This window comes from Carnobacterium mobile DSM 4848, assembly GCF_000744825.1.
Taxonomy (GTDB): domain Bacteria; phylum Bacillota; class Bacilli; order Lactobacillales; family Carnobacteriaceae; genus Carnobacterium_A; species Carnobacterium_A mobile.
In genome coordinates this window covers 559,121-574,077 of the sequence record NZ_JQMR01000001.1, presented here as the reverse complement: position 1 = coordinate 574,077, position 14,957 = coordinate 559,121, and the positions used below count along the sequence as shown (strand labels likewise).

Annotated in this window: 17 protein-coding genes; all 17 read right to left on the bottom strand. The window is 36.2% G+C overall.

Going from position 1 to position 14,957, the window contains the following annotated elements; translation table 11 throughout:
* Positions 1-5 precede the first annotated feature (5 nt).
* Positions 6-1,025 carry a bifunctional lytic transglycosylase/C40 family peptidase gene (locus BR87_RS02580; RefSeq protein WP_035028280.1) on the bottom strand — a complete coding sequence of 340 codons (1,020 nt, stop codon included), beginning with the start codon at positions 1,023-1,025 and terminating at the stop codon, positions 6-8.
* A complete protein-coding gene (locus tag BR87_RS02575) occupies positions 1,022-3,139 on the bottom strand; it encodes a CD3337/EF1877 family mobilome membrane protein (RefSeq protein ID WP_035028279.1) in 2,118 nt (705 codons plus the stop codon). Before BR87_RS02575 ends, BR87_RS02580 begins: the two co-directional genes overlap by 4 nt.
* A gap of 9 nt (positions 3,140-3,148) precedes the next feature.
* Positions 3,149-5,596: a conjugal transfer ATPase TcpF gene (tcpF, locus tag BR87_RS02570; RefSeq protein ID WP_035028278.1), complete on the bottom strand. Its 2,448-nt coding sequence runs from the start codon at positions 5,594-5,596 to the stop codon at positions 3,149-3,151.
* The gene (locus tag BR87_RS02565; RefSeq protein ID WP_035028277.1) at positions 5,580-5,972 is read right to left on the bottom strand and encodes a conjugal transfer protein; all 393 of its coding nucleotides are present in this window, start codon (positions 5,970-5,972) and stop codon (positions 5,580-5,582) included. Before BR87_RS02565 ends, tcpF begins: the two co-directional genes overlap by 17 nt.
* Positions 5,973-6,030: 58 nt before the next feature.
* Positions 6,031-7,140, bottom strand: a complete 1,110-nt coding sequence (locus tag BR87_RS02560) for an AAA family ATPase (RefSeq protein WP_035028276.1) — start codon at positions 7,138-7,140, stop codon at positions 6,031-6,033.
* A gap of 3 nt (positions 7,141-7,143) precedes the next feature.
* Positions 7,144-7,656 (bottom strand): DUF6414 family protein, encoded by a 513-nt coding sequence (locus BR87_RS12795; RefSeq protein WP_483294795.1) that lies wholly within the window; start codon positions 7,654-7,656, stop codon positions 7,144-7,146.
* Positions 7,657-7,733: 77 nt separating this feature from the next.
* A complete protein-coding gene (locus tag BR87_RS13305) occupies positions 7,734-7,934 on the bottom strand; it encodes a hypothetical protein (RefSeq protein ID WP_051929628.1) in 201 nt (66 codons plus the stop codon).
* A gap of 251 nt (positions 7,935-8,185) precedes the next feature.
* Positions 8,186-8,458 (bottom strand): DUF6037 family protein, encoded by a 273-nt coding sequence (locus BR87_RS13645; protein ID WP_425304596.1) that lies wholly within the window; start codon positions 8,456-8,458, stop codon positions 8,186-8,188.
* Between the two features lie 179 nt (positions 8,459-8,637).
* On the bottom strand, positions 8,638-9,141 hold the full coding sequence (locus tag BR87_RS02545) for an antirestriction protein ArdA (RefSeq protein WP_455301299.1): 504 nt from the start codon (positions 9,139-9,141) through the stop codon (positions 8,638-8,640).
* Between the two features lie 66 nt (positions 9,142-9,207).
* A complete protein-coding gene (locus tag BR87_RS02540) occupies positions 9,208-10,227 on the bottom strand; it encodes a hypothetical protein (RefSeq protein ID WP_035028273.1) in 1,020 nt (339 codons plus the stop codon).
* A gap of 37 nt (positions 10,228-10,264) precedes the next feature.
* Entirely contained in the window at positions 10,265-10,486 is a 222-nt protein-coding gene (locus BR87_RS02535; protein WP_035028270.1) for a hypothetical protein, read from the bottom strand.
* A gap of 12 nt (positions 10,487-10,498) precedes the next feature.
* Positions 10,499-11,683 (bottom strand): MobT family relaxase, encoded by a 1,185-nt coding sequence (gene mobT, locus BR87_RS02530; RefSeq protein WP_035032713.1) that lies wholly within the window; start codon positions 11,681-11,683, stop codon positions 10,499-10,501.
* 259 nt (positions 11,684-11,942) lie between these two features.
* Positions 11,943-12,287, bottom strand: a complete 345-nt coding sequence (locus tag BR87_RS02525) for a hypothetical protein (RefSeq protein ID WP_035028269.1) — start codon at positions 12,285-12,287, stop codon at positions 11,943-11,945.
* A 123-nt stretch (positions 12,288-12,410) separates the two neighbouring features.
* Entirely contained in the window at positions 12,411-12,701 is a 291-nt protein-coding gene (locus tag BR87_RS02520) for a hypothetical protein (RefSeq protein WP_035028268.1), read from the bottom strand.
* Positions 12,691-14,073: an FtsK/SpoIIIE domain-containing protein gene (locus BR87_RS02515; protein ID WP_035028267.1), complete on the bottom strand. Its 1,383-nt coding sequence runs from the start codon at positions 14,071-14,073 to the stop codon at positions 12,691-12,693. Before BR87_RS02515 ends, BR87_RS02520 begins: the two co-directional genes overlap by 11 nt.
* A 9-nt stretch (positions 14,074-14,082) precedes the next feature.
* A complete protein-coding gene (locus BR87_RS02510) occupies positions 14,083-14,457 on the bottom strand; it encodes a YdcP family protein (protein WP_035028266.1) in 375 nt (124 codons plus the stop codon).
* Positions 14,458-14,470: 13 nt separating this feature from the next.
* Complete coding sequence (locus BR87_RS02505; protein ID WP_035028265.1) at positions 14,471-14,785, bottom strand: YdcP family protein; 315 nt, start codon at positions 14,783-14,785, stop codon at positions 14,471-14,473.
* Positions 14,786-14,957 lie beyond the last annotated feature (172 nt).

Here is a 14,957-nt window from a genome sequence, read left to right as displayed (position 1 = left end):
CTTTTTTATTCTTTGATTCGTCCTGCACCGATCAAATGAGCTTGCCAATAGTCACTCGTCAAATCTGCATAGCCAATTGGATCCCCTGCTTGATACATCCTGTTATTTCCAACGTAGATACCCACATGTGTGACATAGGTTCCTGCATCATAGGTAGAGTGGAAAAAGACAAGGTCTCCAGGTTCTGCTTCTGAAAGGGGCAGATGTTCCATCACATCGTATTGATCTTGAGCCACTCGAGGAAGAGAGATCCCTGCTTTTTGAAAAACCCATTGGGTCAAACCGCTACAATCAAAAGAAGTAGTAGGATTATAGCCGCCAAAAACATAAGGATACCCCTCATATTTCAGGGCTTCATCCATAATGATTTGAACGGTTTTGTCATTGAATTTCTCAGAAGTGGTGGTCAAATATTGAGTTACCAATTCAACGTAAAACATATTGCCGTAATTGTAGCGCCAGCCGCCGTTTTTATTGACCGCAAGCGGATGAGTATAAGCGGCTTTTTCTCCGTTGGCTTGTTTCTTTGAAAAGCTTTCGGCTAGCTCAAAAGAATAGTTTTTCCCGTGTTGAGCGACATAACTTAAAAAGCTACCCCCGTAGTTGTAAGCTTGAATTACACTTTGATCGTCTACTGCTAAACTTTTGGCTGAATGAACAAGCTCTGCAAAATAAGTTACTCCTTGTTGGATCGATTCTTCTGGATTATCGATCGTATTAGGTGGTAAACCTTTTGACTCGGAAGACTGCATAACATCTGGCAGTTTACCGCCACTTTCAACTTCGATGATCGCCAACAACACATTGAGATAGTCCTCAATGTGTTCTTTTTTGGCGTGTTTTTCGACAAGTGAACGATATTTCAGTGTATCCTGCGAAACAGACAACGAATTTCCCTCCAAATCCATCCCCGCGGAAGAAGAGGAGGAAGAATCGTCTGACATAAAAATCGCCACAAACAGCAATAAACTAAAAAAAGAAAGAAAAGCCACGCTACCAATAATCAAGTTTCGTTTCCATTTCATTTGATTTCCCCTTTCTTTCGAGGCAGGCGTTTCAAGCGAACAGTGGAACGTTTTCTAAAGGGTTGCCCTTTAGAGAGTCGGAACTCTTTTTTGACTTTGTAAGACCGAGTGGGCTTTGTTTCTTTTCGTTGTGACTCAACAGGTATATTTTTCTTCGAGGGTACCCATTGCTTAGGAACAGTAGAATGACTTTTAATAACAGACAGTTCTGAATGAGATCCTTGCTGCCGTTTTTGTGCCGTCACGGCTTCTCTTGTTTGCTTCAAATCTCTTGGTTTCTCTTTTTGAAGTTTTTCTTTTTTACCGATAGTCGTCGGTCTTTGATGTGCTTTCGTTGGAGAAGTTGCTTCTTTTTTGTCTACTCTTACCCCTTTCTTTACTTGACTAGATGAAACAGGAAGGCTCTTTTTCTTTTTAGCTGACGTTTGTGTCTGTTCATCCGTAATGCCTTGTTTTAAATCAGAGACAGATTGAAGCCTCTTCGTTTGAAGAGGCTTTGGCAATTCTTGGACTTGCTGCTTATTGTTTGCCATCGTTTGACGGACACGATTTTTTGTATCCATTACTTTTCCAATCGATTGTCCAGTTCGGTAACTGCGTGAGACAGGTTGAGATTGAGTAGGGGAAGCAACCGCCTTTTTTGCTGGTGTTTGATCAGCTGGAGTATCTGTCAAAGCACGTTGTTTCTGCCGTTTGCGTGTGCTGCCAGCCACCCAGCCGGCAGTTCCGCCAATCAAAGTCTGACTCACTGTGCGCTGCAACCGTCTAGCACCATGATGTGCCATTTGACGTGGACGACGAAAGACACTGCGGCTGACTTGTTGTGAATCACTTGTTTGCAGGTTGAAGAAACTCATGATATCGCCTAATTTGAGATAAATGCCTGCGAACGTAACAATTTGCAAGAACGCGATCAAGAAGAAAGGATACCCGGCTGTCAAGCTATAGAGCATCGTGGATAAACTGAAGGCTGCTGTAATGATCAACGTAATCCCTGCTCGTAACATGATAGTATTGAAGAGTTTCATCAAAGCCGATTTTCCCATACTCGTAAAGGTCGGCAACATGGACAATAGAAAACTGACCGGTAAGAACATGGCGTACAAGATAAACAAGACTTGAGAAAAAATCATGATCCCAGTCAGTAAGAAGATAAAAATCGAAATACCGATATTGAATAAAAAGAGGAAGAAGACGGTTCCTAATCGTGTAGTCGTTTTGGTTAATGTTAAATTCTGATTGTCATGTTCTTCAATCTCTTCCTTAACGGCTTCTTCTCGATCTTTTCCTTTATTTGTATTGGGATCAATCGACACCAGTGCTTCTACACGTGATTCTCCAATCTCTTCTTTACTGGACTGATCAAACTGCAATAAGAGCCAAGGCTGTTCAACTTGGACCGAAAACAAGGTGTTCCGAATCAAGTCCACACTGTCTTTTCCTTGACTATCTGAGTGAGGAAGAATAATCTTTGAACCTAAATCTAAACTGGCTTGACTGATATCGGCTGAAAAGTCATTAAGCTTTTGAATATAGGAAGGGGCATAAGCGATAAACCCTGCGGACAATAAAAAAACCACCACAAAATTTGTGACGGCTTGAATGGCTTTTGACGTTTCTCGTTTGATCAGTCCGACATACCCAACATAAACACCTATAATCAGAATAAACAGTAATAAGAAGCCCACATAAAAGCCGGATTGAGAAAAGCCACTGGAAGATACACCCGCTAAAATCTGCATGTTCTCGCCAATTTGATTAGCGGTATCTGAAATGAAATCAAGTGTATAAGCTTGCTGGATTAAATAACCGGTTGCATTGGACAAATACAAGCTAATCGTCCAAATGAAATTGGAAATCGCATATAAGCCATATTGCACTTGATTACCGATGCCATCTGTCCAATTCCATGGCAGCCAATCCCAACTTGAATCGACATAGAAATCTAATTGATAATGAGAAAGTGGGTAGTGTGAGTAGAGGTTTTGAGTGTCTATGGTATCATCCACTAATCCAGCGGCTTGAACGAGAGTTGCAGTGAGAACAAGCAATAAAAAAACAGTCAATCCCATCAGTAGCATGATCAGCAGTACTTTTTTCGTTTTTGTTTTCATTTGCTCACCTCATTTCGTTTGGTGTAAAGGCGGCCGAGTATCAAAGGCATGAAAGAGGTCTTCAAAGACGGGATGCACTTGAATCCTGCCCACGCGACCATATAGATCTTGCATCAAACATTGTCCATTTTCCAACTCACGCAAACGCTTTTGATTGTCTTCATCTTCTTTATCGACTCCAAAGAATTCTAACGTTTTCTTGATCTCCTGAATATCGGTAGAACGAAAAGCAAATTTCAGTCCGATATTGTTTTTCAATTTTTCATCGATCAAATCGTCCGCATTCTGGGTAACAAAGTAGACCCCCGCATTCATGGAGCGCCCAGCACGTACTAAGCGATTGGATAGAGATTTTCCTTGTGCCACTTGTAAGAAAGACCAGGCTTCATCCAAGTCCACAATTTTGAATGTTTGACGGTCAGTATGAATGAAATCAAGCGCAAAGGTAGAAATCACGATCAACATAGCCACGCTCAGCAATTCAATAGTGGTATAATCCGAGAAATTGGTTTGAGAATTAGGAAGGACTAAATCGGCGACTTGAAGAATGTTTAACTGCTTATCCAAACTAATCGAATTCTCCGTTGAGCCATCACTAAAAAGCAAATGAGCGAAGTCATAGTCCGTAAAACTTTCAATGTGATCCGCAATAGAAGAAGCAAGCGGATTCTCATCTTCTCGTAAGACATCAATCACTAACCACAAACCTCGTATTTCTTTTTGCGTAACGGAACGAATGGCCTTTCGTAAAAGTGGAAACTTTTCCCCATCACGACTCGAAATACCTGTTAGAAAAGTGAGAATATCGATCGCTAAACTTTCTGCATCTTTTTTTCTTTTCATTAAGACATAAGGATCAAGCAACCCTTGGTTCTTTTCCTCACTGGTTAGATTAACGATATTAATCTCATGCGCGATCTCTGGCAAGGTTTCTTTCCAAAGCCCGCGTTCTGCCTTTGGATCAACAATTACCGCCTGTGCGCCAAATAATACGGCATAATAAACCAGCAAATTGTTCGAAAAGGATTTCCCGCCACCTAAAGAACCTAGAAAAGCCGAAGCTAAAGCATTGGTAACCGACCCTTTGACACCTTGACTGGCAAGACTAGGTTTGAGATAGACATTTTGACCAGTTTCCAAGTTGTAGCCGATATAGATGCCATCTGTTTCTCCTAATAGTTGGGAAGCACCGAAACCGAGTCCAGCAATAAAATCAGATGTCACATACTGAATGTAGTCATTCATATAGCGTTTGCTTGCCGGAAGAAATTCTTTATGGAGTCCCATCATATCCCCAAAAGGACGAACTAATTTGATGCTCCAATCATCATAAAAATCTTTGACTTCATTGCACCGCCGTTTGAGTTCATCATAAGAATCAGCTGAGATTCGAATCACATAGCTCAATTTGTACATCGCTTCCTTATTTTGGTCGAGAGTCGTTTCTAACTCGGTTACATCTTCTAGAGCTTCTAAGACATTGTTTCCGGTCTCGTTGTTATTTTCCCAAGCATGATCATCTAAATCTTTTAATTCTTTTTTCTTATTTCGAATCGTAGAGAGGGCTTTTTTGTTTGCGACAATTTCAATATTCATTGATGTATCGATTGGGAAATCGAATTGTTGTTGCTGGTAATAAAAGATTTCATTAGAAGGGAAATCCAACTCCCCGACAATCGAATCAATAGTAAAGTAAGCCACATAAAGGGTATCTTCTTCATTTTGGATTTTAAGGTATCGTTGATTTTCTTCGATCAGTGAACGAGTCGGTTTGATTAAATCATAACGTTTTACTAGTGTCGTTTCTTTTTGTTTCTTTAATGGGAGAGGGTACGCATAATCTTCAAAAGCCGTACTCGTTTTGCCATAGACATGTTCAATTAAATACCCAAAATCATTCTTATCTAATGGACGAATCTGAAAGCGGCGTTCGATTTTTGATTGAAGCAAATCAGCCATTTTGGTAAACCGACGGATTTCATCTTGCGGCATCACAACAAAATCATTCATCAATTTATGATTCACTTCACGGAAGAAAGCCGTTAAGGTATTTTTGGCCGATTTGCGTAAGTTTTTTAAATTCACTTCTTGTTCATTGACCAGTAGTTTAAACCCAATAAAAAAACGATAGTCCAGTTGATTGTCACCAATCATGGAAACTAACGCTTCTGTTTGTTCATCAATTCGTTGAAAGGCAACGTCTTTCAATCGTCCTGTTACAGCTTGTTTGCTTTTTTCTTGAATCGCTTGAATGGATCGTTCAGTACTGATTTGTAGGGCATGAATTTTTCCTTCACGATTTTGAGCGATCAATTGACGGAAATTTGTGTGGACTTGTACTTTTTGTTCAGGAGTCAAAAAAGAATAGTTGTAGGGAAGCAGCTCGTAGTAGGCAAAGCATTCTCCCTCATGATTAAAAACCAAGTTATTTTCAATATATTTAATCGGGTAGTTCAATCAGCTCACTCCTTACAATTGTTGTGTCTTGATTCATCCATTCTTTTTGAAACTTGACTGTTTTTCCAGCATAGGTGACTTTTGGGCGAACGAAATAAGTGATCGTTGTTTGAATAAAGCGATAGGGTTTCTTCCCATCAAAGGTTTTTTGGCTCATAAACCATGTTAAACTTACAGGAATACCAACATACTTTAATAAAGCCCCATCAATGAATGAAAGGGGCGGTAAATCTCCTAATAGCATGACAGTAAATAAACTACAGACAAACCATGCCATTTGAGAAAACGTGATAGGGAAGGGGAGTTTAAAATCGTTGATGGCGTAAATAACTTTTTCGACAGACCAAATACTGGTATAGCTTTTTAGTTTTTTCAATTTTTTCACCTCACAAAAAAGCACCATAGTAATTACACTATGATGCTTTTGGATTATCTTATTTTAGAACATATTCAAGCAAGCTATCAGAGACACAATCTTCTACATACTTTCTAATAGCTCTCATATTTGGAAGTTTTTCTAGCTTGTGATTAACACGTAAAAGTATCGCCTCTTCATTAATTACTTTTCTATATTTTGGGTCCATGACACCTTCAGCAACCAATTCGTCAAAAATTTTTTTGATAATAACTTTTTTTTCATCTTTAGTAAAATCCGTAAAATGTATAAATCCATCAAATCTGCTCAATAGAGCTTCATCAATATTTCCTTCCATTTCCTTGATAGATAATAAATTTGATGTGCAAATGATTATGGAATTACTAACGTCAACATTAAAATTTTGATCCATATATACTCCCTCATCAAACATTTGAAAAAAAGAAGTATGGAAAAAATGTGGAGCTAGAGCAAACTCATCCAATAAAATAATATTAGATTTGCGATTTAACAGCTTCTTTGAAAAGGAATCTTCTGAATGAGAAGTAGCTTTGAAATACTTGATACTTGTTTCTCCACCCACCATAGTCATTTGTTCTCGTAAAATTCCATCGTTACCATATAAAATTTTTGAAAGATATTTTGCAGTTTCTGTTTTTCCAATACCTGGTTTTCCATAAAACATTAAAACTAGTGGTTTATTTGATGGTCTGATCATTTGGGCAATTAATTTTCTGCAAATTGCATTTTTAGCTTTTTTTTGCCCAATGATATTGTCATCAAATTGTTGATTAACTTTTTTGATAATTGATTCATCTATTTTTGAATACTTATAATACTCTATAGGGATATCTGGTGAATGCTGAGTTATTTTTTCTAAGAAAAAGTGGGGCGGATTATTGATCCAAACTTTATCAATAGATGATAAATCAAATAGTTTAATAAGAAAATCAAAATTTTCTAAAACATGACTGTTTAGTCCAGAGCAGTCTTCAGTAGTAATTATACAAATATCTTTATCTAAAAGAGGTTCAATAATTGACTCAATTGATGAATTAGATATCCAATTTTTAGTAACTTCGCTAAAAGAAACTACATTGTCAAACTGAGATAAACGTTCAGAAAACTTTATTTTCGGTTCAAAAAAAACTTTTATGTCTAATTCCATTTATTAAACACCTGCCAACAAAATATCGATAATTGGTAAACTGTAATTTGAATTATTCTGTTCTTCCTCTTCATCAAAGTCCACTCCTACTTTTTCATTAGAAAGTTCTTGAGTCATATTATCTATTTGATTTCCAAATTCAAGATTTGCATCTTGAGTTTCTCCAACTTTTATTCCAAAAAGTTTCAAATTCATTTTTGTTAGATCGTTTAAATTGTAATTGTTTCTCAACCCAGTAATATTAAAACGAACTATCATTTTTTCTCCTTCCTTATTTTCACAAATGAAGTCATAATAACCAGAAAGCAAATCTAAAGTTTTTCCCAAGGCTTGTATATTAAAGCCACTAAAGTTCTTACGGTCTTCTTCGCTTAAGGATTGAACCTTATTTACATCGTCAATCATATGCATTATAGGAACAAGATTTCTATAATAAGCAGGGGAATCTTTATAAATAAAAAGTTTTATATCTGTCAATGAGACAATTACTGATTTATTTTTCTTAATTATACTCATGAAGCTACTAATTAAAGTATTGGTTAGCTGTGTTTCAATAACGTTATTTTTATTATATGAAGCATTACCAGATAATTTTAGTTTTGCAATATTAAAAAACCTTTTCCGACTGAGCCTTGCGCCTCTACTTCTGCAACAGATTCAGTAACTTGCTTAATTATTTTTATTTCTTCACCATCATTATTTAATTGTAAAAAATCTAACACAGCTTGCTCATCTAAATATACAATCTTACCGAAAGACAAGTCCTTATTATCTTTACTCTTGGTTTTTGACATTTAAGCTCCCCCTCGAACATAAGTTCTTTTCTTAATTGTATCAGATTTCATTTTTTAAACAAAGATAATATTAATTTTTATTCCAAATAACATTTGTATTGTAAATGTCTTTATCTTTAATACATAGTTTGAAGGGGTTGTTCAATATTCAGTGCCATACCAAAATATTTCACTTGTATTTTTTTAATTAATTACTGTGAAAGGCTGATAAGGAAAGGAAATAAGAGTTACAGATTATTTGAGTAACTATTCTAGTTCCATCCGCTAATGATCTCTTCATCTGAAAAACTTTCATTAGGATCAGACGAGTAAAATAAGCTTAAATTTAAATCCTTACCTAGCTTTTCATATAGAAATGACTTGTAAATTTTTGTTTTATTATTATTAAAAGAACTTCTTTCTCTTAAGGTATTGTCTGATTTTCTAGAGTTTCTTTTCGCTAAAAGATGTAGGAACGAATATTGCCAAATGCTTATAAAAAGGTTAGTTTTAACAAAGCATAGAGAGTTTTTTTCTTTTTCCATAAGAAGTTTAACCAATACAATATATTTGATTTCTTTAAACTGAGAATACAAAGGTCTCAATGGCACAACCTTTGCTTGCCCTACCTTTTTTTAATTGTTTTAAATTTCCTGAAATATAACACATTCAAAAAAACTCTTTTATGATCTTTACTCAAAGTATATCATGATTTAAATCAGTATCAATTCAAGTATTCAAAAATTCCATGACTTGTCACTAAGAAATTGCCTTCAATTTCCATATCACGACCGAGAGCTTTATAGTCAATATAACTTTGAATATTTGAAGGAACTTCACCTAATTTTCCTGTTTCTTCTACATAAAATGCGGCTACATCTTCCATAGATTCACAATCGCTATAACAAATAATGTCATCTCGATGATCAAATAAGTCTTCTAAATTAGTGAACCACATATTTTGAATTTCTGATAATTCATCATAGAGAGGTGTTCCTTCGAGTTCTTCGACCATCGCACATAACTGATTGATTTCATGGATTGGTGTATATTCATCAATGCTAAAAGGAAGTTCATAATCATGAATGACGTATTCTTCATATTCACCATTCAGCCCAATTTTTTCTTTGACTTCTTCCATATCAATAGGAGGAGAAAACCATTCGCCTGTTAGCTCACCCTCATTGTATTTCCCCAAGTTAGAAATATAGACTAGCATTTCCATTATGTTCACCGTCCTCTGTATAGATAAAAAAGCAGTGAACTATGTTATCAGTTCACTGCGTGTGTTTAATTATTTATTTTTATTCATAAAATATTCTCCAACTCTTTCTTGAGTTTCACAGTGTGGGCAAGTATAGAGATAGTCATTAATAAATTCATCCGCCACAGTACCAATACATTGGTATTCCTTTTGACATTTTTCACAAGTAACAGTTAAGTGTTCAAGAACACTTCTAAATAGCTCATTGGTTTCTTTAGTGAGATGATTTGTTGCATTCAAAAATTTGAAATTCCGGATCCATTTGTTAGCTTCTACCGTTGTCGAATCAGGTTTAGCAATTGATTCGAATATTTTTATAATAACCTCAATAGAAAAATTCATGATTATAGGCATGGTAGCATAGTAAAAACTCCAATATTCATCCCATATATCATCATAAGCAAAAATAAAATTTAAATTTCCCGGTTCCGTAGGGTAATGTCGACTTCCAGTAACTAAATGTAAAGATTGATCCCATACTTTAGATAGTCCATTTTTAAAGTTTCTTTTATATATTAAATCGAAAATAAAATCTTTTTCATAAGGGGCTTTCGTTATTTTTGTTGCTTCATTAATGAGTCTTTTTTTTGTTTTAAAATTGATTGATGAAATATCATATTCTTTTGATTCATTTAACATTAAGTTGTCAAGCAAGTCCTTATCATCAACCAATAACCAACAGAGATAGTAAAGAGTATCTTTTATAGGTTTTCTACTAATTGTATATGCAACTGTCACTTTCCCACGTTCAGCGCAATCAAAAGATTCATGCATATAAAAAATGAAGTCTCTTAAAAGGCTGAAAAATAAATGACTTTTAAGATAATCATATGCTTCAGTCTCGAAACCATGGGTAAACATCCACTCAATAAAATCTTCATCATCTGTTGGTAAACTTTGTTCAGACTTGATTTGGAATTTAGAACTAGATAAATCAAACTCATCTGCTTTATGCAATAAATCAACAATTATATCATTATAGTACAACAATAATTCATGTGTTGATAAAAATTCATTTGGTAATATATTTGAAATGTCAGATTTCGCCACTATAAACACATCCTTTTTTCAAATTATACCATGAAATTTAAGCTCCAATAATGCGATTAAATAGGTTTAATAATACATCTTTCACACCTGTTGCATTAAAAACTAAACCAACTGCAATCAAAGCGATAATTAGAAAGCCAATTAATTTAGAAAATTCTCTCTTAAATCCTAAATACACCCCAATGACAACAATGGCCATCAATACCAATGATTCTGCATTGGATAGAAACCAGTTATAGAGGTTTTGTCCAAAGTTCATAATTATTTCCTCCTATTCTGTAATAACTTCCTCAATTGGAAGGGTTTGTTGCTGCACTATTTTTTTGTGCCGATCAGAAAGTTCTGTAGTACGAATCATATCTTTAATGACGGTTGTTTGATTGATCTTATCGATCGTTAAGGCTGCTTTTAAGGTAGGAGCTACTTGATAAGCCAGCCAATTCAATGTACGGTCAAAGGAGTAGGGTTCAGGTTCAGAAGTCAGACGTAATTTTCGCTGGTTCTCGCCTAAGAACCAGGCCCAATCTGCATTGATTTTCCATTGACTCCGACGTGCGTCTGGTTTTTTATCGACAAAGCGAATGTAACGATTAATGATAGAGAAGGTTGTATTCCCAACATTGCCATTGTTCAGAAGATCAATAGCTGCATGTAATGCCCGTTCATTTTTCAAGCGAATTTCGAATCGGTTTTTAACTGGACTATCTTCTAATGGAAGCCCATTTTTGATATATTGTTCGTAATCTTTTTCGTATAAACAAAAATAAACTTCACTTTTTAGTGAGCCGATATAAAGGGTATTGCCCATATCTGCTTTTTCGTATGGATGAACCAATTCACCCGATCGGTAACTTTTGAAGCTGCGAAAGACGGAGATACATTCTTCATTGCGGCATTTCCTTGTCAGCTCTGGAATATTCAACAAGCCAACTTTGTCATTGATCGCTAAATCCAAACGTTTAAATACCCCTTTAGCTGCAAAGACATCTAAAAAGAAATCAAACCAGGTTCGTTGTTGGGCTAATAGAAAATTTTCAAATTGCCGGCAACCTTTTCCTTTTAATTCAACGAGTACGCCTTTCTCCATTTCATGAGAGACCATGACGACAATATCGCCAAAGACATATTGTTCGTTATAAGAGTAGAAGGCATAATCTTCGTGCAACATGTACGTCATTTTTAATTTGAGAATCGGTTCAATGACTTTTTGTGGATCAGTAGTAGAGAAGCGAATGCGTACATAGTCAAATAACATTTCTAGCGGTAAATCCGGATTGTATCGTTCAAGTAGTTCTTCCAGTTCATCCAGTAGCGATTCCGATGGAATCACTTTTCCTGTTTCAATTTCACTGAGGTATTGCCTCGAAATGCCAACATCTGTTGCTAATTTGTTTTGTGAAATGCCGTATGTGAATCGTTTTTCGCGTAATTGTTGAATTCTTTGTGCTAAGCGCATCTCATCTACTCCTCCAATAATTGTTTGTAAAACAAAAAAGATGTCAACTAGCTCTGTATCAGTTGACATCTTATTCGTATGAACAAAGACTGGTATTTCAAGGTTCCTATGTCTTTGTTCTTATTCATTTGTGTATTTCTACCCCCCTGTTAGAAAGGGGGGGTTAAGCTTCCTGTTGGCGTGGCTACGCCACACCAACAAGGCAAGCCTAGACGATGATTTACGCTTCGCACATCATCGCCTAGGCTGCCTGTGTGTTTCAGTTTTCTCTTTTTCGATTCATGAAGTAAAGCAAGAGCATACCGATTGGGGCGATCAAAGTACTGAAAAAGAAAATCAGAATTCGTTTTAAAGCTCCATAAATAAGCGACCATAGACCACTCATGATCCATACCGTGTTTCCTAGCAATAGATGGATAAGAGAATCATAAGCAAACATGGCAAACGGATAGAGAAGGAAGTTTAGGATTAAGAGCAGATCGAAAGAGGGCGTTCGGTTAATTCCAAAATAGACGAGTGCTGCGATCATCCCACTAAACACATATTGACGAATGAAATAAGACAGTTGCAGACTTGTAAAAACGGCATGAACAAACTGTTTCATTAGATCTCCTCCAAACTCTTTCTTTTACTATACCGCGCTTTATAGGTTAGTTCCGCTGAAACAAGTCTGGCCGGATCCTAGAACCAAGTTTCTTATCTAGTTGGAATACTAAATAACTATGTTTTACTCGTTTACATAGCTGTCTACACCATAGGTGAGCAATTGCCGATAGACATCTTCTATCTTTCCTCGATCAAGGGAAGAGGAGACTTGTTCTAGTCCTTGTCTTAACTCCGCTAAAATGTGATCAAAAGGAACTCCATCTTCTAACCCATCTTCTTCTAAAGGAACGAGTCCAGTAATACCATTTTTTGCTATAGCCGACGCTAGGGAAGAGAAGTGTTCGGTTACTACACTATCTTGTGTTTCTCTCGCAATCTGGTTCAATGTATAAATTAATGTATCAAACTCCATGCTGAATTTCCTCCTCTGCGTTCACTTTATCTAAGCGTTTTTTATTCAATTGGTTGATGGTTTCTAAAAAGTCATGCTCTTTGGGCACGAGGGGAGTATAAAATTCACTAATCACACTCGTCCCTGTATCCACATAACCACGACCTTTGATTTGTTTCAAAAAGAAATCTTTGTCTACGTCTCCAAACATCATGCCATATCCTAAGTCACTCATTCGGCCGAGTGCTACACGAAAGTTAAATTGGTCTCGAATCCCATCTGCAAGGTATTTTGCATCTGGGCGTTGACAAGCCAAAACCAAGAAGAAGCCAGCTTGACGACCTAGCATAACGATTTGTTTTAACTTATTCATGATCGCCATACTTTCTTTGTTCGTTAACATTTCCATAAAAGCCACATATTCATCAAAAATCAAAAAGTTGGGAGCTAATCCTAAATAAGCGTAGTTCTCACCGGTTTTATAGTTTGGCATTTCTTTCATTTCTTGACTGCGTTCCATCATACGGGTGTAAAAATCTTCCACACAAGACGTAATTTCTTCTTTTTGATAATAAACATGTGGCATGACGGTGTTTAAATCCGCTAAATCGGCATTTTTAGGATCCAGAATAAATAACTCGGCATCCGTTCGTAACAATGATTCGATCATCGTTAAAATGAAATAGGTTTTCCCACCACCGGTACCGCCTGCAATTAACATATGTGGCAATGAATCAAAGGCCCAAGAGAGATTTTTCATCAAATGCAATTGTCCATTTTCTACCTGCACCTCATCAATGGAAATACGATTGGCAATCATGTCATATAAAAGGGTGTATTCTACAAAAGAATCTTTGAGTTCTTTTGAAACCAATTCGCAATACAAGCCGCTCTCTAGTTTCTTTTCCAACTTCAACAGTTGATCTTGGTATTTACCTAAAGTGATTTCTACTTGAATGTGAATCAGCCCTTTATCTAAACGATAGTAGATTTTAGGAAAGTAACTGATTTTTTCTTTGGTTTTTGACGGAGCATCTTCAAATAGATTGAATGCTTCTACTTGTTTGGTTTCATACCAACCATTTTCGAGGACCATTCGGGCTAATTTTTGTCGATGAAGCCGTTCTTTAATGGAATCATATCGATAGCGATAAAAGCCATAAGCTAAAACGGCAACAATGAAACCACTGATAATAACTACCCAAAGACTATAGGAACTCAAAAAATAGGTTTTGAATTCTTCTAGTTGCCAATGAGTAGACAGAAGAAAGTGAAGATGGAAAGGGAGTAGAAACAATAACCAACAACTGAAAAGAGAAAAAAAGGAAAACTGGAAGAGCAAATGGGTATCACTTGCTCGAATCCGTTTTCCTTTTTGGCTTTTTATCCTCATGACCTAGTCCTACTTGTCTTTTGGTTCAGGTGCTTTTGGAGTAGGGGGAGTCATCTTTGGTTTTTTTAGAAGCAAATCATCTGCCTTAATAAACCAGTCCACATCGGCCCCTCTAAATGTAGCATTCGCCACTGTATCTGCGATAGGGTTGATCAGTTCAACTTCTGCATTATAATCAAATTCTTTTAGGGGAACAGCAGCAGGTAAGCTGACTTGAATCATACGCCCTTGTTCTTTGGATTTCAAATCATAGGTCCGTTCTTTGACCTCTATAGAAACTGTTCCATCTTCATTTTGTAAAAAGACTTCTCTCCGGAGTGCAGAGAATTTTAATTGGCCGAATGTTTTTTCTTTATCAATCGTAATACCTTGTGCGAGTCTCATGTATTTTTCCTCCTTATGCTTTCACCATATCGTCTGCCTGTAATTGGTAATTAGAGAAACCTCGTTCTCCAATTTTATAACCTTCAACTGTAATACGTGGATTGATTAATTTAACCGGTTCTTCTGACTCAAAGAATTTTTCTCCTGCTTCTTGTGGTAGGACCACGATAATGTCATCTGCTCGTTGGACATCTGAATACAAATTGTAGCTGCGAGAAAGGGTAGTCATCCGACCATTGATCCGACGTTGTTCCATTTGACCTTCTCCAGCATATTCTAGGTTGCCAAATGTATCTTCCATATTTGGAATTACAAATTTTAGTTCCATATGTTTTTCCTCTTTCCTTCTTTAAATGTCTAATTAGTTTTTGAATAAAAATGCTGTAATACTTGTGGAAGGGGGAGAGCGCACTTGTTTTATAAGTATCATAATATTAACTCCTTTAGATATAAAATTAGTACAAGAAAAAAGACGCTCATTTTTGAGCGTCTTAAAAAAT